15 protein-coding genes are annotated in these 19,959 nt (G+C 68.9%); 5 read left to right on the top strand and 10 right to left on the bottom strand.

The annotated features are described in order from the left end of the window. Positions 1 to 10 precede the first annotated feature (10 nt). From ACTPOE_RS00940 to hrpA, 8 genes are all read right to left on the bottom strand, one after another. Positions 11 to 1,210, bottom strand: a complete 1,200-nt coding sequence (locus ACTPOE_RS00940; protein ID WP_458870331.1) for a glycosyltransferase family 4 protein — start codon at positions 1,208 to 1,210, stop codon at positions 11 to 13. Then, entirely contained in the window at positions 1,207 to 1,971 is a 765-nt protein-coding gene (locus ACTPOE_RS00935; RefSeq protein ID WP_458872717.1) for a polysaccharide deacetylase family protein, read from the bottom strand. The genes ACTPOE_RS00940 and ACTPOE_RS00935 overlap by 4 nt, the downstream gene beginning before the upstream one ends. Positions 1,972 to 2,270: 299 nt before the next feature. After that, positions 2,271 to 3,383 (bottom strand): glycosyltransferase, encoded by a 1,113-nt coding sequence (locus ACTPOE_RS00930; RefSeq protein ID WP_458870330.1) that lies wholly within the window; start codon positions 3,381 to 3,383, stop codon positions 2,271 to 2,273. A gap of 4 nt (positions 3,384 to 3,387) precedes the next feature. Beyond that, the gene (locus ACTPOE_RS00925) at positions 3,388 to 4,143 is read right to left on the bottom strand and encodes a glycosyltransferase family 2 protein (RefSeq protein ID WP_458870329.1); all 756 of its coding nucleotides are present in this window, start codon (positions 4,141 to 4,143) and stop codon (positions 3,388 to 3,390) included. 4 nt (positions 4,144 to 4,147) lie between these two features. Beyond that, positions 4,148 to 4,990, bottom strand: a complete 843-nt coding sequence (locus ACTPOE_RS00920) for a polysaccharide deacetylase family protein (protein WP_458870327.1) — start codon at positions 4,988 to 4,990, stop codon at positions 4,148 to 4,150. After that, a complete protein-coding gene (locus ACTPOE_RS00915) occupies positions 4,987 to 6,084 on the bottom strand; it encodes a glycosyltransferase family 4 protein (RefSeq protein ID WP_458870325.1) in 1,098 nt (365 codons plus the stop codon). The genes ACTPOE_RS00920 and ACTPOE_RS00915 overlap by 4 nt, the downstream gene beginning before the upstream one ends. Continuing rightward, positions 6,081 to 9,560 carry a DNA polymerase III subunit alpha gene (gene dnaE / locus ACTPOE_RS00910; protein ID WP_458870323.1) on the bottom strand — a complete coding sequence of 1,160 codons (3,480 nt, stop codon included), beginning with the start codon at positions 9,558 to 9,560 and terminating at the stop codon, positions 6,081 to 6,083. Before dnaE ends, ACTPOE_RS00915 begins: the two co-directional genes overlap by 4 nt. A gap of 29 nt (positions 9,561 to 9,589) precedes the next feature. Further along, positions 9,590 to 13,429 carry an ATP-dependent RNA helicase HrpA gene (gene hrpA, locus ACTPOE_RS00905; RefSeq protein ID WP_458872716.1) on the bottom strand — a complete coding sequence of 1,280 codons (3,840 nt, stop codon included), beginning with the start codon at positions 13,427 to 13,429 and terminating at the stop codon, positions 9,590 to 9,592. Between the two features lie 140 nt (positions 13,430 to 13,569). On the opposite strand from hrpA, the gene argA reads away from it, so the two are divergent. From argA to ACTPOE_RS00885, 4 genes are all read left to right on the top strand, one after another. Then, entirely contained in the window at positions 13,570 to 14,925 is a 1,356-nt protein-coding gene (gene argA, locus ACTPOE_RS00900; protein ID WP_458870321.1) for an amino-acid N-acetyltransferase, read from the top strand. Beyond that, entirely contained in the window at positions 14,922 to 16,019 is a 1,098-nt protein-coding gene (gene rfbB / locus ACTPOE_RS00895) for a dTDP-glucose 4,6-dehydratase (protein ID WP_458870319.1), read from the top strand. Before argA ends, rfbB begins: the two co-directional genes overlap by 4 nt. Next, positions 16,016 to 16,939 (top strand): dTDP-4-dehydrorhamnose reductase, encoded by a 924-nt coding sequence (rfbD, locus tag ACTPOE_RS00890; protein WP_458870317.1) that lies wholly within the window; start codon positions 16,016 to 16,018, stop codon positions 16,937 to 16,939. The genes rfbB and rfbD overlap by 4 nt, the downstream gene beginning before the upstream one ends. Positions 16,940 to 17,105: 166 nt before the next feature. Next, entirely contained in the window at positions 17,106 to 17,378 is a 273-nt protein-coding gene (locus ACTPOE_RS00885) for an oxidative damage protection protein (protein ID WP_458870315.1), read from the top strand. Between the two features lie 12 nt (positions 17,379 to 17,390). On the opposite strand, the gene phoU is transcribed toward ACTPOE_RS00885, so the two are convergent. Beyond that, a complete protein-coding gene (gene phoU / locus ACTPOE_RS00880; protein ID WP_458870313.1) occupies positions 17,391 to 18,137 on the bottom strand; it encodes a phosphate signaling complex protein PhoU in 747 nt (248 codons plus the stop codon). Positions 18,138 to 18,307: 170 nt separating this feature from the next. Beyond that, a complete protein-coding gene (rpiA, locus tag ACTPOE_RS00875) occupies positions 18,308 to 18,988 on the bottom strand; it encodes a ribose-5-phosphate isomerase RpiA (RefSeq protein WP_458870311.1) in 681 nt (226 codons plus the stop codon). A gap of 158 nt (positions 18,989 to 19,146) precedes the next feature. On the opposite strand from rpiA, the gene ACTPOE_RS00870 reads away from it, so the two are divergent. Continuing rightward, entirely contained in the window at positions 19,147 to 19,956 is an 810-nt protein-coding gene (locus tag ACTPOE_RS00870) for an EcsC family protein (RefSeq protein WP_458870309.1), read from the top strand. Positions 19,957 to 19,959: the final 3 nt, after the last annotated feature.

The raw sequence follows: 19,959 nt of genomic DNA, 5'->3' as shown, positions 1-19,959 counted from the left end.
AAAACGGGGCTCAGGACGAGGCGCCGCGTTCCCCCAGGATTTCCGCGTACAGGCCCAGGTACCGGCGGGCGACCTCCGGCCAGGCGTGACGAGCCGATACGTCCATCGCGCCGGCCCGCAGCCGCTCGCACAGATCCGCGTCCGAGCGCACCCGCTCGATGGCCCGCGCCAGCTCGTCCGCCCGCTCGGGATGGCTGAGGACCAGTGCCTCGGCATCCGGCTGGACGTACTGGGCAAAACCGCACCAGGGCGCGGGACTGAGGATCACCGGCAGCCCGAAGGACATGGCTTCCAGGGGCGCCATGCCGAAGCTGTCGTTCAGGGTAGGATGCACGTACAGATCTGCAGCCTGGTAATACGGAGCGACCCGCGAGGTCTCCGCCATCAGGTGCGTGCGACGGCGCACGGATTCCGAGGCGCGGGCCACGCAATCGCGCGAGGCCGCATTGGCGCCGACCACCAGCAGCAGCACGTCCTCGGGCAGAACTGCCAGCGCCCGGAGCACGGTGGGCAGGCCCTTGCGCATCGGATTGCGGGCCACCAGCAGACACAGTGTGCCATCGCCCGGCAGGCCCAGTTCCGCCCGTATCAGGCGGCGCCGTTCGGCCGCGACCGGCTCGGCCTGCGCTACGCCCGGGGCGATCACGGGCGCGACCAGGGCCGGACCGTAGGCCTGCGCCAACTGGTGGGCGATCAGTTGCGAGACCGCCACGACCCTGTGGCCGGGACGCGGCGCCACGCGTCGGGCCTCCAGGCCCAGGTAGGTCCGGACCCGGGGACTGAGGCGCGACAGCCAGCGCCGGAATCCCGGCATGGGCTGTACCCGCCAGCGGTAGCGCACCGGCGTGACGTGCACGACTTCCACGTCGCCGCACCAGCCGTTCATATGGGAATGGACGATGTCGTAGCCATCGCGCGTGGCGCGCGCCGCGCGCCGCGCAAACAGCCAGACCCGGATCCAGCTGGGCCAGCGCCGGCCGACCGCGATCGGCCGGAACGGCAACCGCAGACCGCAGGCGGGATCGTACTCGCGGGCGAAGACCGTGATCCGGTGGCCGGCGGCGGCCAGTTCCCGCATCAGCGCCACGCCGTAAGCCTCGGCCCCGCCGTAGCGGTTGCCGAATCGATCGACGACGAAGGCGATGGACAGGGAACCCGGCACCGGGGCCCCATCCGCCGCCGCGCCGCCGGGCGCCGGGCCGGTGCTCATGCGGCCCCCGGCGGCAGGCCGGCCTGGCGGCGCTCGTCGCGCCGACGCTTGCCGTCCTCCAGCCGCGTCAGACATTTCTGCAGGAAACGCAACAGATGGGTCGAGCGCATGACGGCCACGCGCGGCAGCGCGTAGGGATCGTCGTCAGGCCGCGCCAGGCCGCGCGCGGTGGTGGTGGCACTGTCATAGCCGGCCTCGCGCACGACGTCCGCCAGTGTGGGCGTGAACTTGCCGTAGGGATAGCAGAAGGCCCGCACCGGAACGCCCACGATCTGCTCCAGCGCATCGCGCGAATCGCGGATTTCGTTGACAGCCAGTTCCGGCGAGATTCGTGGCAGGACGGGATGGTTCAGGGTATGCGAGCCGACTTCGTGGCCGGCCGCCACCCAGGCACGCACCCCGGCGGCGTCCATGAGCGGCGAAGACGGCACGCCCTCATCGGCGTCCCAGACGTTGCTGCCGCCCAGTTGACGGACGACGAAGTAGTTGGTGGCCTGAAAGCCGCATTCCTCGAGCACCGGCACCGCGTGTTCCAGCACGTTGGCATAGCCGTCGTCGAAGGTGACACCGACGACCTTGCCGTGTTTTTCCCCGCGCAGATAGGGTCCCAGCCGGGCCATCGACAGCCCCCGGTAGCCCAGGCGCCGCAGCCACAGCATCTGGCGCCGGAAATCCCGGGGATGCACGGTCAGGCCCCGGTAGGGCGTGCCACGCGGTCCGGGCTCCCCGATCTGGTGGTACATGAGGATAGGGATCATCAGCGGATTATATCGGGCCGCCAGGGCCTGTTCACGCTCATCGAGGAGATCGCGCCGGGCCGCTAGTGTCCTGTCCGGTGAGTTTGGTCACTTGAATTCGGATGCATGGGCTTGTCAGGCAAGGCGCAAACCGCAGCGATAGCCGGTGCTATCGCGAGGATGAGTCTGGACACGGAGCAGTCCCTGCGGACTGCTCCGTGCCTGACGAATCCGAACCGCTTGCAAGCGGTGAGGTGGACAAGCAACGCAGCATGGCCAGCCCAGGCGCCGAAGGCAAGGATCGGAATTAGCCAGACAGGACACTAGCCCCGCGCGCAGACCTGCAGGTAGAACTCCAGGGTGCACCGCGCGAAGACCGGCATGGAAAAACAGTCCAGCGCGCGGGCGCGGGCGGCGGCCGGCATACCGGCCGGAAGCGGATTCGACAACCGCTCCCGCAGCCAGGATTCCGCCGCGTCCACGTCACCGGCCGGGACGATCCAGCCGTCGACGCCGTCGCGCACCAGTTCGGGGAGGCCGCCCGCGTCCGACACCAGCGTCGGCAGACCCATCGCCAGGGATTCGCAGGCGGCGTAGGAGCCGGCCTCCTGGAACGACACCACGAAACCGATATCGCTGGCGGCCAGGATCCGGCGAGGATCGGCCACCAGGCCGGGAAACACGACCCAGGGCGCCATGCCCAGCGCCTCGACTTCCTGCCTCAGCGTGCCCCTGGGCGGATCGCCGGCCACCATCAGACGAAACCTGTCCCGATCAATCCGCGGCAGGCGGGCCAGAGCCTGCACGAGGGTCAGCCATCCTTTGGCCCGATCCGTTCCGCCCACGCTGCCCAGCACCAGCGTTCCCGCCGGTATTTCGCCCAGCAGCTCCGCCCGGGCCCGGCGCGACTCGTCGGCCGTCGCCGGCCGGAACTCGTCCGTGTCCACACCGAGGCGGACCGTGCGTACCGGGTGCCCCCGGTACGGGGAGTCATGCAGCAGGCCGCTCACATGATCGCACACCCCGATGGCGCCATCGGTACCGAACCGGGCCCGCAGCCAATGGCCGAAACCCCGCACCGGCACGGTGTTGTGCTTGGTCCAGACGATGCGCGGCGGACGGCGCAACCCGAAGCGGGCCAACATGGCTTGGCGATGGTCGGCCGAGCCGTTCACGTGGACCAGGTCGAAACCGCCCTCGCGCAGCAGGCGGCGCAAGCGGGCGACTTCGGCCAGCATCGGCCCCGGGCGCGTGCTGAAAGAGGTTTCCACGCAGCGCACCCCCGGAATCCGGCAGGACTGGGCGAACAGGCGGCTGGCGCGGGGCGTGGCCACGGTCACTTGATGCGCCCCCTGGAAGGACCGCGCCAGATTGAAGACGTAGGTCGCGTGGCCGCCTCCGTTTCGCGGATGGAAGTTGGTGTAGAGGATCCTCATGCCTTCATGAACGCCGGGACTCGCGCCCCAGCCAATACAGTTTCACGTAACGATAAAAGCTGCCTGTGGCCGCCATGCCGGCCAGCACCAGTCCCTGCCAGCCGTCCAGGAAGCCGCACCGCAGGACGTAGTGGCGGATGAAGGTCCAGGCGCCATGGCCGAACGGCCCCAGCGCCGAAGTCCGCCGCCCTCGCTCGAAGGCGCCGCGCGCGGCCTCGGTGGAATAACGGTTGATCTTGTCGATGAAGACTTCCAGACTGGCGTAGGGATAGTGCAGGAAGTGCCCGGGCAGCGTGGCGACGCGTCCCCGGACCTCGACATGCTCGTGCACGGCCGCGTCGGTGAAGCGCCCCGCCTCGCGGCGGAACAGACGCACCACGTAATCCGGCCACCAGCCGCTGTGGCGGATCCAGCGGCCGCAGAAATTCGACAGCCGGGCGATGCGGTAGGCCTCGGCGGCGGGCGCCTCGATGGCCTGCCGGATGGCCCGGGCCAGTTCGGGCGTCACTCGCTCATCGGCATCGATGGACAACACCCAGTCGCCGCCGGCCAGGTCCAGGGCGCGGTTTTTCTGCGGACCGAACCCGGGCCAATCCGGCGAGACCTCGACCCGCGCGCCGCGCGCCCGGGCGATCTCGCGAGTACCATCCATGCTGCCGGAATCCAGCACGATGACCTCGTCGGCGAAAGAGACGGAATCGAGGCAGTCGCCGATGTGCGCGGCCTCGTTCTTGGTGATGACGATGACCGACAGATTCATCCCGTCACCCCGCGTAGCGCTGACCGCGCTTCCACCGTTTCCAGGCGTTGAAGGCCGGTCCGAGCAGCGGATGGGCCGCCACGCGGATGCGCCGGCCGACCGAGGCGCCGGAGGTGTCGCGCACGGCGAAGCGGAAGATCGAGGCCGGATCCGAGCCCGGCCGGTTGCGGCCGAAAGCCCGCGTCGTGTACAGGTGCCGGAAGCCGGCCGTCTGAGCGATGCGGACATAGTCCGGATCGAAATATCCCTGCGGCCAGCACAGGTGGTCGGAAACCTCGCCCAGATGCCGCGCCAGGCAGGCGCGCGATTGCGCCAGCTCGTCGGCCATGCGGGCGTCCTTGTCGCCCACCTGCTTGTCCCAGCGGGTATGCGTATGGGTATGGCTGTGGAATTCGATCACGCCGTCGGCACGCATCCGCTCGATCTCGGACCAGCGCAGGGCGATGCCGGCCGCATCCCCCGCCGCGACGCGGCGCATGCATTCGGCATGATCGGGCGTTTCGGGCAGTGCCGCCCCGCCCTCGTCCGCGCTGGCCCGCGCGGGTCCGTCGCCGATCCAGGACGTGACCAGGAAGATCGCGGCATGGAAGCCGTATTCGCGCAACAACGGCCAGGCATGGACGTAGTTGTCCAGGTAGCCGTCGTCGAATGTGATCAGAACGGAACGCCCGGGCGCGGGTTCGCCCGCCAGGTGCGCGGCGAATTCGTCACACGTCAGCCCGCGATAGCCATGATCCCGCAGCCAGGCCAACTGATCGCGGAAATGCTCGGGCGTGACGTTGATGGCTCCCCCGGCAGGCGTGACGTGGTGATACATCAGCACGGGGACAGTATGATTCCGGCTCATGGGGTGCGTTCCTCCAGCCATTGTCCGTAGCATTGCTCAGTGCGGCGCACCAGGCCTTCCAGGGTGAAGCGCTCGCCTTCACGCACCGCCCGCTTCCCGGCCAGACCCATGGCGCGGCGGCGATCGGGGTCGTCGATCAGCGCCGTCAGCGCCGCGGACAGCGCCGCTCCGTCATGCAGTGGCACGAGCAGGCCTGTCTCGCCATCCCGCAACATCTCCGACACCCCGCCCACATCCGTGCCGATCACCGGCAGGCCGGCGGCGGCGGCTTCGACGAAGACCGTGCCGGAGGCTTCCTGTTCGGTCGCCAGGGCGAACAGGTCGAAACCGGCCAGCACATTGGGAATGTCGGACCGGCGCCCGGTGAACAGGATCTTGTCGTCCAATCCGAGCGTGCGCACGTAGGCCCGCAGGTTTTCCAGTGTGGGAGAACCGTCGCCCACCAGCACCAGGAAGACGTCCGGGCGCCTCAGCAGGCCGGCCATGGCATCGATCAGGGCGCGATGGCCTTTTTTTTCGCGCATCACGGACACGCAGCCGACCACGACGGCGTCATCGGTCAGGCCCAGCTCGGCGCGCAGGGTGGAATGCTCGACCGGATCCGGCAGTGGAATGGGGGAGTAGACCGTGGCCACGCGCTCCGGCGCAGCGCCGCGCTCCAGCAGCAGGCGCCGCACATGCTCGCTGACCGTCGTCACGCGATGCGGCACGCCCGTATAGGACAGCAGCGAGCCGGGCCGGACCGCCAGATGCCGCGTGCGCACGATCAGCGGCGTGCCCGCCAGGCGCGCCGCCACCCCCGCCAGCATCGTGTCGCGGCGGCTGTGCGTGTTCAGCACGTCGAAGCGGCCCGCTTTCAGGATGCGGCGCAGCCGGACCACGCCGCAGGCGTAGTTGCGTGGACCGTCCATCAGCATCGTATGCACCGCGAAGCCGTCGTCGGCCAGGCGCCGCGCCAGCTGGGCGTGCGGCTGGCAGACCGCCTCCATGTGGTGCCCATGGTCGCGCATGGCGCGCATTTCCTTGAAGATGCGGTTTTCCTGGCCGCCAAAGCCGGTCGCCGCCTCGGAATGCAGGATACGCAGCGGCCTCATCCGTAGTTGATCTCCACATTGTCGCGGGACAGCCACTGCCGCGCATCCGCGATCAGGGTCTCGTCCATGCGCACGCGCCAGTCCTCGCCCAGGCGCAGCAGGCAGGAGAAGCGCGCGCCGCGCAGGCGCAGTTCCACCGGCACGCCCGGCTCGGCCGAACGCCAGGGTGCCAGCAGGCCTTCCAGGCGGCCGGGATCCAGGTCATCGGACACGGACAGGCGCAGGCTGCGGGCGCGGCTTTCGCGCACGCGCTGCAGGTCGTACAGTTCGTCGGCCGACACGCGCAGGCCGCCGGAATAGTCGTCGTGGCTGACGCGCCCCTGGATCACCAGGGGGCGGTCTTCCTTCAGGCTCTGGCGGTGCTGCTCATACAGTTCGTTGAAGATCGCGACCTCGATCTGGGCGCTGCCGTCGTCCAGCAGGGCATACAGCATCTTGCCGCGCCGGGTCATGCGCACGCGCACTTCCGCCAGCACGCCGGCCAGCCATTGCTGGCCGCGCGAGGGCGCCAGCCGCGCCAGCAGCGTGGGCGCGACGCGGCGGATCTCGTCGCGCCAGGCGTCGAACAGGTGACCGCTGAAATAGAAGCCCAGGGCAGTCTTTTCTTCCGTCAGGTGGGTTTCCAGGTCCCAGGGCGCGACGCGCGCGACTTCGTCGGCCACCAGTTCGTCCGTGTCGTCGTCGAACAGCGAGACCTGGTTGACGTTGCGCTCGGCCTGCTCGGCGGCCTCGATGGCGCTGCCCAGGGCCTCCAGCAGGGCCGCGCGGTTGGATTCCAGGGCGTCGAAGGCCCCGGCGCGGATCAGGGCCTCGATGGTGCGCCGGTTGACGGCGTGGCGGTCCACCCGGGCGCAGAAGTCGAACAGCCCCGTGAACGGGCCGCCGGCCTCGCGGGCGGCGATGATGGCCTCGACGGCGGCCTGGCCGGTGCCCTTGACCCCGCCCAGGCCATAGCGGATGGTGCGCGGCGGCCGGCCCTGCGCGGTGTGCTCGTCGGCCACCGGCGCGAAACGGTAGCCGGATGCGTTGACGTCGGGCGGCAGGACAGCCACCTTGTTTTCCAGGGCGTCGCGCCAGAAGATCTGGATCTTGTCCGTGTCGTCCATGTCGGACAGCATGGTCGCGGCCAGGAATTCCGCCGGATGGTAGACCTTGAGCCAGGCGGTCTGGTAGGAGATCAGGGCGTAAGCGGCCGAGTGGCTCTTGTTGAAGCCATAGCCCGCGAACTTCTCCATCAGGTCGAACAGATGGGTGGCGAGGTCCGGGTCGTAGCCCTTCTTGAGCGCGCCTTCCTGGAAGATCGCGCGGTGCTTGGCCATTTCCTCGGCTTTTTTCTTGCCCATGGCGCGGCGCAGCAGGTCGGCGCCGCCCAGGGAATAGCCACCGATGATCTGCGAGATCAGCATCACCTGTTCCTGGTAGACGATGACGCCGTAGGTGCTCTTCAGCACCGGCTCCAGGTCGGGGTGGAAATAATCGACCTCGGCGCGGCCGTGCTTGCGATTGACGAAGTCGACCACCATGCCGGACTCCAGCGGCCCCGGACGGAACAGCGCCAGCAGGGCGACCACGTCTTCGAAGGTGTTGGGCCGCATGCTTTTCAGCAGTTCCTTCATGCCGCGCGATTCGAGCTGGAACACCGCCGTGGTGTTGGCCGCCGACAGCAGGTCGTAGGTGGCCTGGTCGTCCAGCGGCAGGGCCATCAGGTCGAAGTCGCGCTTGTCCGGATTGAACTCGCGCACGTAGCGCACGGCCCAGTCCAGAATGGTCAGGTTGCGCAGGCCCAGGAAGTCGAACTTGACCAGGCCGGCGGCCTCGACGTCGTCCTTGTCGAACTGGGAAACGACGCTGGACTCGCTGCCCGGCTGGCAGTACAGGGGGCAGAAGTCGGTCAGCTTGCCCGGCGCGATCAGCACCCCGCCGGCATGCATGCCGATGTTGCGCGTCAGGCCCTCCAGGGGCCGGGCCAGGTCGATGAGGGCGCGGATTTCCTCGTCGGTGTCGTACAGCTCGCGGAAGGCGGGCTCGTGTTCCAGCGTGCGGTCCAGCGACCAGGGATCGGCCGGATTGAAGGGGATCATCTTCGAGAGCCGGTCGCAGACGCTGTAGGGCATCTCCAGCACGCGGCCCACGTCGCGCACCACGGCCTTGGCGCCCAGGGTACCGAAGGTGGCGATCTGGCTGACGGCGTCGCGGCCGTACTTTTCCTTGACGTACTCGATCACCCGCTCGCGGTTGTCCTGGCAGAAGTCCACGTCGAAGTCGGGCATGGACACGCGCTCGGGGTTCAGGAAGCGCTCGAACAGCAAGTCGTAGCGCAGAGGGTCCAGATCGGTAATCCCCAGGCTGAAGGCCACCAGCGAGCCCGCGCCCGAGCCCCGGCCCGGCCCCACCGGCACGCCGTGGCTCTTGCCCCAGTTGATGAAGTCCTGCACGATCAGGAAGTAGCCGGGAAAGCCCATGCCGACGATGGTCCGGCATTCCAGGTCCAGGCGTTCCTGATAGGCGGGCATGCGCCGGGCGCGCTCGTCGGCGTCCGGGTACAACTGGACCATGCGGCGGACCAGACCCTCGTTGGCCAGCTGCGCCAGGTAGTCGTCCAGCGACACGCCGTCAGGCGTCGGGAACAGCGGCAGCTGCGGCTCGCCCAGGGTCAGGGTCAGGTTGCAGCGACGGGCGATCTGCACCGCGTTCGCCAGGGCCGAGGGCACATCCGCGAAGCGGCGCGCCATGTCGGCGCTGTCGGGCATGTACTGTTCGGCGGTGAAGCGCCGGACACGGCGCGGATTGCCCAGCAATTCGCCTTCGGCGATGCAGACGCGGGCCTCGTGGGCACGGAAGTCGGACGGCGCGATGAACTGGATCGGGTGCGTGGCCACCACCGGCAGGCCGCAGTCCACCGCCAGACGCAGCGCCGACTGGACGTAGGCTTCATCGCCGTCGAAACCGGCGCGCTGCAATTCGACGAAATACGCATCCGGGAAATCGGCGGCCCATTGGCGCGCAAGGCGGCGGGCCTCGTCCTCGCGGCCGGCTTCCAGGGTCTGGCCCACGTCGCCCGCGCGCGCGCCCGACAGGACGATCAGACCGTTCCTGCCCGACAGCCATTCGCGGCGCATTTCCGCCCGGCCCCGCTGGCTGTTTTCCGTCCAGGCGCGGGCCAGCAGTTCGCACAGGTCCAGGTAGGCGGCATGGCAAGAGGCCAGAAGCAGGACGCGGTAGGGCTTGTCCTCGTCGTCCGGATTGTGGAGCCAGACGTCGCAGCCGGCGATGGGCTTGATGCCGGCCTTGCGGGCCGCCTTGTAGAACTTGATCCAGCCGAACAGGTTGGCCAGGTCGCTGATCGCCATGGCCGGCTGGCCGAATTCCCGCGCCCGGTCGATCAGGTCGGGGATGCGCGCGATCCCGTCCACCACGGAAAACTCGGAGTGGCTGCGCAGATGGACGAACAGAGGGGTGTCGGAGGACGTGGTCATAGGGGGGATTGTATCGAGTGTCCGGGCCGCTATCGCGGCATGGCGGCCCAGGCCTTCTCCAGGCGCTTGACCGAAACCGGGAAGGGCGTGCGCAGGGTCTGGGCGTAGAGCGCCACGCGCAGTTCCTCCAGCTGCCAGCGGAAGGCGTCCAGGCCGGCGTCGGGCGCGCCCTTGAGTGCCGCCCGCGCCCGCTGCCAGGGCGCGGCCAGCCGGGCGATGTCGGCCATCGCGGCGGCGTCGCGCGCGGGGTCGGCGCGCAGCTTGTCGATGCGCATCTGCGCGGCCTTCAGGTAGCGCGGCAGATGCCCGAGCTGCTCCGGCGGCGTGTCGCGCACGAAGGCCGGACCCACCAGGGCGTCGAGCTGCTGGCGGATGTCCTGCTGCGCCTGGGGCCAGGGGCGGGCCTGGGGCAGTTTTTTGACCAGGGCGGCGCGCTCGGCCAGAATGACGCCAGCCAGACGGGCCCGTTCCTGGGCCAGCAGGCCCAGGCGCGCGCGGCCTTCGCCGCAGCGCTGTTCGAAGGCCGCCGCACCGGCGGGCCAGGGTTCCATCAGGCAGGCCTGGTCCAGCGCCGCGTCGATCAACTGGTCGCGCAGTTCCTGCTGGGTGCCCAGGTCCATGTACAGCATGCCCATGCGGGTCAGGTCCGGCAGGTTCTTTTCCAGATAGCGGACCTGTTCCCGCAAGGCCAGGCGGAACAGCCGGCGCAAGCCGACCGCATGCACGCGCCGGGCCTCCTGCGGATCGTCGAAAACGTCCAGGTCGCAGGATTCACCCCGGTCGCGCAACGCCGGGTAGCCGATCAGGGACCGGCCGCCGCGCTGGATCTCCAGCAGTTCCGGCAGCTCGCCGAAGGTCCAGGCCGTCAGGCCCTCGTGGTCCAGGACCTTGGCGGCCTGCTGATCGCGGGAAGCCAGCTGCTGAAAGGAGGCCTGGGCCTGGCGGCCGTGCTCGGCGCGCAACTGGTCCAGGCTGCGGCCGCCGGACAGCATGCGGCCGTGTTCGTCCACCACCTTGAAGTTCATGAACAGATGCGGCGGCAGGGTCTCCAGCTTGAAGTCGGTGGCCTGGACGCGCACCCGGCATTGTTCCCAGATGTCCTGCGCCAGGGCGTCCAGCAGGCCCATGCCGGGATCGGCGGCGCGCTCGAACCAGCGTTCGTGGAAACCGGCCGCGTAATCGGGCAGCGGCACGCAATGGCGGCGCAGTTTCTGCGGCAGGGATTTCAGCAGCAGGTGGGCCTTTTCCTTGAGCATGCCCGGCACCAGCCATTCGCAGCGCGCGGCGTCGATCTGGTTGAGCGCGAACAGCGGCACGGTCAGTGTCATGCCGTCGCGCGGCGAACCGGGCTCGAAATGGTAGTCCACCGCCAGCTCGGTCCCGGCCCAGGCCAGGCGGCGCGGAAAGACCTCGGTGGTGACGCCGGCGGCGTCGTGGCGCATGAGTTCGTCGCGGCTCAAATTCAGCCGCGCGGCCGCCTCCGGATCCAGGCTCTTGTACCAGGCCTCCAGCGTAGCCGTCTGGCACACGTCGGGGGGGATCTGGCCGTCATAGAAGGCGTGGATCAGCGCATCGTCCACCAGGATGTCCGGGCGGCGGCTCTGGTGTTCCAGCCGCTCGATGGACGCGATCAGCCGCCGGTTGTGGGCGATGAAGGGCAGCTTGCCGTCGATGTCGCCGGGCACCAGGGCGTCGCGGATGAAGATTTCCCGCGCGGCCTTGGGGTCGATGCGGCCGTAGTGCACGCGGCGCCCGGAATACACCGGCAGGCCGTGCACGGTGCCGCGCTCGTTGGCCACGACCTGGCCGGCTTTATTTTCCCAGCGCGGATCGGACCAGGCGCGCTTGAGCAGGTGCGCCCCGGCCCGCTCGACCCAGGTCGGCTCGATCTGCGCCACACAGCGGGCGTACAGGCGGGTGGTCTCGACCAGTTCGGCCGCCAGCACCCAGCGGCCGGCTTTTTTCTGCAGGGGCGAGCCCGGGTGGATGGCGAAGCGGATGTCGTGCGCGCCCTGATACAGCCCGCCGTCCTCCGACTTCATGCCGATATTGCCCAGCAGGCCGGCCAGCAGCGCCATGTGGATCTGCTCGCGCGTGGCCGGGGTCTGGTTCAGCCGCCAGCCCTGTTCCCGCGCCAGGGTCAGCAATTGCGTGTGCGTGTCGTGCCATTCGCGCAAGCGGATGGGCGACAGGAATTTGGCGCGGATCTGGTCCACCAGCTTGCGCTGCGAGGCCTTGTGCGCGACCTGCTCGCCATACCACTGCCAGAGCTTCAGCCAGGCGAGGAATTCCGACTGCTTGTCGTTGAACTGGGCATGGGCGTTGTCGGCGGCCTCGCGCGCCTGCATGGGACGGTCGCGCGGGTCCTGGACGGACAGCGCCGCCGCGATGACGAGGATTTCCGCCAGGCACTGCTGCTCGTGCGCGGCGAAGACCATGCGCGCGATGCGCGGATCGACGGGCAATTTCGCCAGGGCGCGTCCCACCGGGGTCAGGCGGTTGCGCTCGTCCAGCGCACCCAGTTCCTGCAGGAGCTGATAGCCGTCGGCGATGGCCCGGCCCGTGGGCGGCTCGACGAAGGGGAAGGCCTCGATGTCGTCCAGCCGCAGCGACTTCATCCGCAGGATGACGGACGCCAGGGACGAGCGCAGGATTTCCGGATCCGTGAAGGCCGGGCGCTGCTTGAAGTCCTCCTCGGCGTACAGGCGCACGCACACGCCCGGCCCCAGGCGGCCGCAGCGGCCGGCGCGCTGGTTGGCCGAGGCCTGGCTGACGGGCTCGATGCGCAGCTGCTCGACCTTGCTGCGCCAGGAATAGCGCTTGATGCGCGCCAGGCCGCTGTCCACGACATAGCGGATGCCCGGCACCGTGAGCGAAGTCTCGGCCACGTTGGTGGCCAGCACAATGCGCCGGGCGTTGCCGCGCGGATGGAAGATCTGCTCCTGCTCCGCGCGCGACAGCCGGGCGTACAGCGGCAGCACCAGGGCGCCGACGGGATGGCACTTGCGCAGGGCCTCGGCGCATTCGCGGATTTCGCGCTCTCCGGGCAGGAAGACCAGCACATCGCCGGTTCCATGGCGGGCGCATTCGTCCACACCGTCCACCACCGCGTCGACCAGGTCGCGTTCTTCGTCGCCCTGCCCCGGCCTGCGGCCGGCCGGATCCTCGTCCCCTTCCCGCCGCACGGGGCGATAGCGCAATTCCACCGGAAACAGGCGGCCCGAGACCTGGATCACCGGCGCCGGCCGGTCTTCCGTGCCGAAATGCCGGGCGAAACGGTCGGCATCGATAGTGGCCGAGGTAATGATCAGCTTCAGGTCCCGGCGGCGCGCCAGCAGGCGCTTCAGGAAACCCAGCAGGAAATCGATGTTCAGGCTGCGCTCGTGCGCTTCGTCGATGATCAGGGTGTCGTAGCGTCGCAGCAGGGGATCGCGCTGGGTCTCGGCCAGCAGGATACCGTCGGTCATCAGCTTGATGGCCGTCGCCGGGCCGGCGCGCTCGGAAAAGCGGATCTGGTAGCCCACCCAGTCGCCGATCTCCGTGCGCAATTCCTCGGCCACGCGCTGGGCCACCGACGTGGCGGCCAGACGGCGCGGCTGTGTGTGGCCGATCATGCCGGCGCGGCCGCGCCCCAGCTCCAGGCAGATCTTGGGCAGCTGGGTGGTCTTGCCCGAACCGGTCTCGCCACAGACGATGACCACCGGATGGTCGGCGATGGCGCGCGCGATGTCCCGACGGCAGGCGCTGACGGGCAGGTCTTCCGGATACTGGATGAGCGGCAGGGAACGGTCGCCGGCGCCGGCGGGCGGGCGCGGCTGCGTGGGACGGACGGGAGCCCGGTGGGCCGGTTGCGATGGATTTTCTGGCAAAACGTCGGATTTCACGGAGGAATGAAGCCCCATGCCACAGAATGCAGTCGGGAAAAGGGCAATCGCTCATTATAATTTCGCTATCGCCAGAATCCGACGCCTCACCTCCTCGATACCCGCCTCCGAATCCGCCGCCCGCCATGAGTTCCGCCGAAACCGATACCTATTCCGCCCAGGACGCCCCCGAATTCGCCCCCGCGCAGTTCGTGCGATGGTTCCGCGAGGTCGCGCCCTACGTGCACGATTTCCGCGGCAAGACTTTCGTGGTGGCCTTCGGCGGCGAGCTGATCGAGGACGGCGGGCTGGAAGACCTGGTGGCCGACCTGTCGCTGCTGTCCGCCCTGGGGATCAAGCTGGTCCTGGTGCATGGCTCGCGCCCTCAGGTCAACGAACAGCTGCGCCTGAAGGGCCACACCACCCAGTTCGGCCGGGGCACGGAGCCCACCAGCCCCGAGGCCCTGGAATGCGCCAAGGAGGCCGCCGGAGAAATCCGCCTGGACATCGAGGCCGCCTTCAGCCAGGGGCTGCCCAACACCCCCATGTCGCACGCCAAGATCCGCGTGATCTCCGGCAACTTCGTCACCGCGCGGCCGGTGGGCGTGATCGACGGCGTGGACTACCGGCGCGCCGGCACGGTGCGCAAGCTCGACATCGAGGCGATGCGCAACGTCATCAGCCAGGGCGCCATCGTGCTGCTCTCGCCACTGGGCTTTTCCCCCACCGGCGAGGCCTTCAATCTGGCCATGGAAGACCTGGCCACCAACGCCGCCGTGGCGCTGCGCGCGGAAAAGCTGATCTTCCTGACACAGAACCGCACCGTCACCGAGACCGACGGCTCGGTGGACACCGAACTGGCCCGCAAGGACGCGGACGACCTGCTCGCCCAGGGCATCCTGGACGAGGATACGTCCGCCTTCCTGCGCCACGCGTCCCTGGCGGTCAAGCGCGGGGTGGCGCGCGCGCATCTGGTGCCCTACACCATGGACGGCAGCATCCTGCTGGAAATCTTCACCCACGACGGGGTGGGCACCATGGTGGTCGAGGACACCCTGGAAGACCTGCGCCCGGCCATGGCCGACGACGTGGGCGCCATCGTCCAGCTGATCGAACCTCTGGAGGCCGACGGCACCCTGGTGCCGCGCGGCCGTGCCGTGATCGAGCGCGACGTGGAGAAATTCACGGTACTGGAACACGACGGCGTGATCTACGGCTGCGTGGCCCTGATCCCCTACCTGGACGACGGCATGGCCGAAATGGCCTGTCTCATCGTGCACCCCGAATGGCAGGGCACGGGCGACGGCGAAAAACTGCTGCGCCACGCCGAAACCAGCGCCCGCGCCCAGGGCGCACGGCGCCTGTTCGTGCTGACCACACGCACCTCGCACTGGTTCCTGAAGCGCGGCTTCGTCCAGGGCGGCGTCTCCGACCTGCCCCACGAAAAGCGCGCCCACTACAACCATTCGCGCAACAGCCTGGTCTTCATCAAACGGCTATGAAGATCCTCGTCACCGGCGGCGCCGGCTTCATCGGCTCGGCCCTGATCCGGCATCTCATCGGCCATACCGGCCATTCGGTCGTCAACATCGACAAGCTGACCTACGCCGGCAACCTGGAATCCCTGGAGTCCGTCGCGAACGACCCGCGCTACGTCTTCGAGCGCCTCGACATCTGCGACGCGCCGGGTCTGGCGGACACGTTCGCGCGCCACCGGCCGGACGCCGTAATGCACCTGGCGGCGGAATCCCACGTGGACCGCTCCATCGACGGCCCCGCCGCCTTCGTGCGGACCAACCTGGTTGGCACCTACGCGCTGCTGGAAGCCGCCCGCACCCACTGGAACGGGCTGGACGCCGCCGCGCGCGCCGCCTTCCGCTTCCACCACATTTCCACCGACGAAGTCTACGGCGACCTGGCCGGCACCGGGAGCCTGTTCACGGAAACCACACCCTACGCGCCCAGTTCCCCTTATTCCGCCAGCAAGGCGGGATCGGACCACCTGGCGCGAGCCTGGCACCGCACCTACGGTCTGCCGGTGCTGGTGACGAACTGCTCCAACAACTACGGTCCCTGCCACTTTCCGGAAAAGCTGATCCCGCTGATCATCCTGAACGCCCTGGAAGGCAAGCCCCTGCCCGTCTACGGCCAGGGCCTGCAGGTCCGCGACTGGCTCTACGTCGAGGACCACGCGCGCGCCCTGCTGCGCGTGGTCGAATCCGGCATGCCCGGAGAGACCTACAACATCGGCGGCCACAACGAGCAGCGCAACATCGACGTGGTGCGCAACATCTGCGATCTGCTGGAAGAACTGGCTCCCGAGCACCCGCCCGGCGTGGCGCGCTACGCGGACCTGATCACCCACGTGGCCGACCGCCCTGGGCACGACCTGCGCTATGCCATCGACGCCGGCAAGATCGCCCGCGAACTGGGCTGGACACCGCGGGAAACCTTCGCCACCGGCCTGCGCAAGACCGTGCGGTGGTATCTGGAGCACCGCGACTGGTGCCGCCGCGTGCAGGACGGCAGCTACCAGCGTCAGCGGCTGGGTCTGGGCGGCGCGGTGTCCGGACCCGCCCAGGGACCAGCCGCGTGAACGCACCGGGCCGCCGCGCCGATGCGCCGATGCGCATCCTCGTCACCGGCGCCGACGGCCAGCTGGGGCGCTCGCTGCGCGCGCTGGCGGAACAGCGCCCCGGCGAAGCCCGGTATGCATTCCTGAGCCGGCCGCAACTGGATATCACGCGGGCCGAGGCGATCGACGCCCGGCTGGACGCACACCCCGCCGACTGCCTGATCAACGCCGCCGCCTACACGGCCGTGGACCGCGCGGCCGCCGAGCCGGCACTGTCCCGCGCGATCAACGCGGACGCGCCCGGCCTGCTGGCGCGCGCCTGCGCGGCGCGCGGCATCCGGCTGCTGCACGTGTCCACCGACTACGTCTTCGACGGACGGCTGGACCGCCCCTACCGGGAAAGCGACCCGGCCGCCCCCCTGAACACCTACGGACGCGGCAAGCTGGCGGGCGAACAGGCTGTGCTGGACGCCGATCCGCGCGCCCTCGTCGTGCGCACCGGCTGGGTCTTCAGCGCCTGGGGCGGTAATTTCGTGCGCACCATGGTGCGCCTGGGCGCGCAACGCAACGCCCTGCGCGTGATCGACGACCAGATCGGCGGCCCCACCTGGGCCGGTCATCTGGCCGGCGTCCTGCACACCCTGGCCTTGCGGCCCGCCGACGGCACGCCGGGCGGCGTGTACCACTTCGGCGGTCGGCCCTGGATCAGCTGGCACGGCTTCGCGCTGGAGATCCTCGGCCGCGCCCACGCCCGGGGCCTGATCGCCCGCCCGCCCAGCGTGGACGCGATCGCGTCGGCCGACTGGCCCTCGCCCGAGCCCCGGCCGGCCAACACCCGTCTGGACTGCGCCCGGCTGGAGACCCTGCTCGGACCGCTGGAGCGCGACTGGCGCATCGGCCTGGACCGGGTCCTGGATGCCTGGCGCGGTCAGGGGATCTGACCGCGGAGAAAGCCCCCACGCTGCACCCGCGGCTTGCGTACGGACACCGGCGCGGCTTGCGGCCCGCTTGGATTCGCCAGGCACGGAACAGCCCACCGGGACTGTTCCGTGCCTGGACTCAACTACAATGCCGGCTTCCCTGATCGAATATCGAAGAGGCCCCGACATGGCACGCATGATCCAATGCCGAAAACTCAAACGCGAGGCCCAGGGCCTGGACTACCCTCCGTACCCGGGCGAACTGGGCGCGCGCATCTGGCGCGAGATTTCCAGGGACGCCTGGGCCAAGTGGCTGGACATCCAGACGCGGCTGGTCAACGAGAACCACCTGAGCCTGGCCGACCCCGAGGCGCGCAAATTCCTGGCCGAACGGATGCAGGCATTCCTGTTCGACGACCAGGACGTCGAGGCCCAGGGCTATGTGCCGCCCTCGGCCTGAGCATCCATCCCGTCAGTCGCGCGGCGCGTCCTGGGGCGCGTTTCCGCGCGGCTCCAGCGGCTCGCCGCGCGCCAGGCGTTCGGTATTGGTGACGCCCGTGTGGCGCACGTCGTCGCCGCGCACCATGTAGATCACGCGCTCGGCCATGTTCTTCGCATGATCGCCGATGCGCTCCAGCGCGCGGGCGATGAAGATCAGATCGATGGAGTGCGAGATCGTGCGTGGATCCTCGATCATGTAGGTGATGATGTGGCGCAGAGAGGCCTTCCATTCCTTGTCCACGTCCTTGTCGTTGCGCACGACCTGGGCGGCCGCGATGGGGTCTTCCCGGGCGAAGGCGTCCAGCGCCGCCCGGATCATGCTGGCCACCGCGTCGGCCATGTGACGCAGTTCCACCACCGGCTCGTAGGATGTATTGGATTCGTGCAGGCGGCGGGCGACCTTGGCGATCTTCTCGGCCTCGTCGCCGCAGCGTTCCATGTCGGTCAGCATCTTGGACACCGACAGCAGCAGGCGCAGGTCGCCCGCCGTGGGCTGGTTGCGGGCGATCAGCTGGCTGATGCGCTCGTCGATGTCGATCTCGAACTGATTGACCTGCCGCTCGTGCTCGCGGACCCGGTCCACCAGCTGCAGTTCGCCCCGGGACAGGGCCTGGATGCCGTCCAGCACCATGGACTCGACCAGCCCGCCCATCTGCAGGAACATGGACCTCGTCGTTTCGAGTTCGCTGTGAAATTGCTTGTTGGTGTGTTCCAGCATCCGGGACCTCTGTCTGCCTGCCGCCAGGCGCGTTCAACGATCGCAAAGCGTACCATCACGCCTGCCGCTTGGAAAGAATGCCCCAGCATAGCAGTGCCATGTGACAGAAGCATGACGGCGGGACGGCCCGACGGCCGATGCCCCGGGATGCGACGCCGCACCGCGCGACCTCAGTCGCGCAGTTCGAGCCGCGACACGCCCGCCTGCCCCGCCACCAGCGCCACCTGGGCGCCGGAGATCGCGAACAGGCCGCAGCAAACCACGCCCGGGATGTTGTTCAGCAACGCCTCGAATTCGGCGGGATCGCCGTAGCGCAGGCCGGAGACGTCCAGGATCTGGTTGCCGTTGTCCGTGATGAAGCCTTCGCGCAGGCGCGGCTGTCCGCCCAACTGGCGGACCTGGCGGGCGACGGCCTCGCGCGCCAGGGGAATGACCTCGATCGGCAGCGGGAAAGCGCCCAGGCGCTCGACCAGCTTGGATTCGTCGACGATGCAGACGAAGCGGTCCGCCACGGAGGCCACGATCTTCTCGCGCGTCAGCGCTCCGCCTCCGCCCTTGATCATGTTCAACTGGCGGTCGATCTCGTCGGCGCCGTCCACATACAGCGCCAGCGAGGCCACCTCGTTCAAATCCAGTACCTGTATGCCGGCCGCCTCCAGGCGGCGCGTGCTGCGCTCGGAACTGGATACCGCCGCGCGGAAGGCCCCGCGATGAGGCGCCAGCAGGTCGATGAAACGATCCACGGTCGATCCCGTCCCTACCCCCAGGACACTGTCGGGCTGCAGCTGGGGCAGCACGTGATCGAGGGCGGCCAAGGCCGCCCGTTGCTTGAGCTCGTCCTGGATGAGCATGGGAATGTCCGGTCGGGGTCTGGGAGGCCTGTATTGTAATGTCGCCACGGCCCGGAATGCCGGAGCGCCCCGCGCGGCCGCACGGGGCGCATGGGACACACGCCGCCGCGCGCAGGCGCCATAATGGTGCCATTCACGCCAACTCCGCCGTTTCTTCCATGGACGATACGCACTTCGCCCCCGCCGACCTCGACGCCCTGCGCCAGGCCCGTGCCCTGCTGGAAAATCCAGGCCTGGCCGCGCGCATGACCAACCTGATCGGCACACCCATCGAGAAATTCCTGGACCGGCTGCCCGAAGGCTGGAGCGCCCAGATCGGCCAGGCCACCCGATTGGCCCTGAGCAAGGCCGCCGACGCCGCCCTGTTCACGATGGACGACAAGCCCGGAGGCCGCAGCTCGGACTGGTGGCACAAGATCGGCGCGGCCGCTACAGGCGGCGTGGGCGGATTCTTCGGCCTGGCCGGCCTAGCGGTGGAACTGCCGGTCTCCACCACGATCATGATGCGTTCGATCGCCGACATCGCCCGCAGCGAGGGCGAATCGCTGGCCGACCCCGGCACCCGGCTCGCCTGCCTGGAAGTCTTCGCTCTGAGCGGCAGGAGCGCATCCGACGACGGCGCGGAAAGCGGCTATTACATCGTCCGCGCGGCATTGGCGCGCGCCATCAGCCAGGCCGCCGAATACGCCGCCGGCAGCATCGCCGTCGAAAAGGCCGCTCCGCCCGCCCTGATGCGCCTGATCACGATGGTGGCGGAACGCTTCGGCATCCAGATCACCGAAAAGGCCGCCGCCCAGGCGGTCCCCGCCATCGGCGCGGCCGGCGGCGCGCTCATCAATACGCTGTTCATCAACCATTTCCAGGACATGGCCCGGGGGCATTTCATCATCCGCCGCCTGGATCGGCGTTATGGAGAAGATGGGGTACGGACGATGTACGAAGCACTGGACAAGCGGCGCGAAGGCTGATTT

Source organism: Castellaniella sp. WN (assembly GCF_054457555.1).
The sequence above is the reverse complement of the archived record's forward strand: the minus strand, read 5'-3'. Positions and strand labels throughout refer to the sequence as shown.

What these genes read in the sequence shown, in the direction of transcription:
- ACTPOE_RS00940 (WP_458870331.1), bottom strand. Translation starts at nt 1,210, where the DNA reads ATGAGCACCGGCCCGGCGCCCGGCGGCGCGGCGGCGGATGGGGCCCCG.
- ACTPOE_RS00930 (WP_458870330.1), bottom strand. Translation starts at nt 3,383, where the DNA reads ATGAGGATCCTCTACACCAACTTCCATCCGCGAAACGGAGGCGGCCAC.
- ACTPOE_RS00925 (WP_458870329.1), bottom strand. Translation starts at nt 4,143, where the DNA reads ATGAATCTGTCGGTCATCGTCATCACCAAGAACGAGGCCGCGCACATC.
- ACTPOE_RS00920 (WP_458870327.1), bottom strand. Translation starts at nt 4,990, where the DNA reads ATGAGCCGGAATCATACTGTCCCCGTGCTGATGTATCACCACGTCACG.
- ACTPOE_RS00915 (WP_458870325.1), bottom strand. Translation starts at nt 6,084, where the DNA reads ATGAGGCCGCTGCGTATCCTGCATTCCGAGGCGGCGACCGGCTTTGGC.
- dnaE (WP_458870323.1), bottom strand. Translation starts at nt 9,560, where the DNA reads ATGACCACGTCCTCCGACACCCCTCTGTTCGTCCATCTGCGCAGCCAC.
- argA (WP_458870321.1), top strand. Translation starts at nt 13,570, where the DNA reads ATGAGTTCCGCCGAAACCGATACCTATTCCGCCCAGGACGCCCCCGAA.
- rfbB (WP_458870319.1), top strand. Translation starts at nt 14,922, where the DNA reads ATGAAGATCCTCGTCACCGGCGGCGCCGGCTTCATCGGCTCGGCCCTG.
- ACTPOE_RS00885 (WP_458870315.1), top strand. Translation starts at nt 17,106, where the DNA reads ATGGCACGCATGATCCAATGCCGAAAACTCAAACGCGAGGCCCAGGGC.
- phoU (WP_458870313.1), bottom strand. Translation starts at nt 18,137, where the DNA reads ATGCTGGAACACACCAACAAGCAATTTCACAGCGAACTCGAAACGACG.
- rpiA (WP_458870311.1), bottom strand. Translation starts at nt 18,988, where the DNA reads ATGCTCATCCAGGACGAGCTCAAGCAACGGGCGGCCTTGGCCGCCCTC.
- ACTPOE_RS00870 (WP_458870309.1), top strand. Translation starts at nt 19,147, where the DNA reads ATGGACGATACGCACTTCGCCCCCGCCGACCTCGACGCCCTGCGCCAG.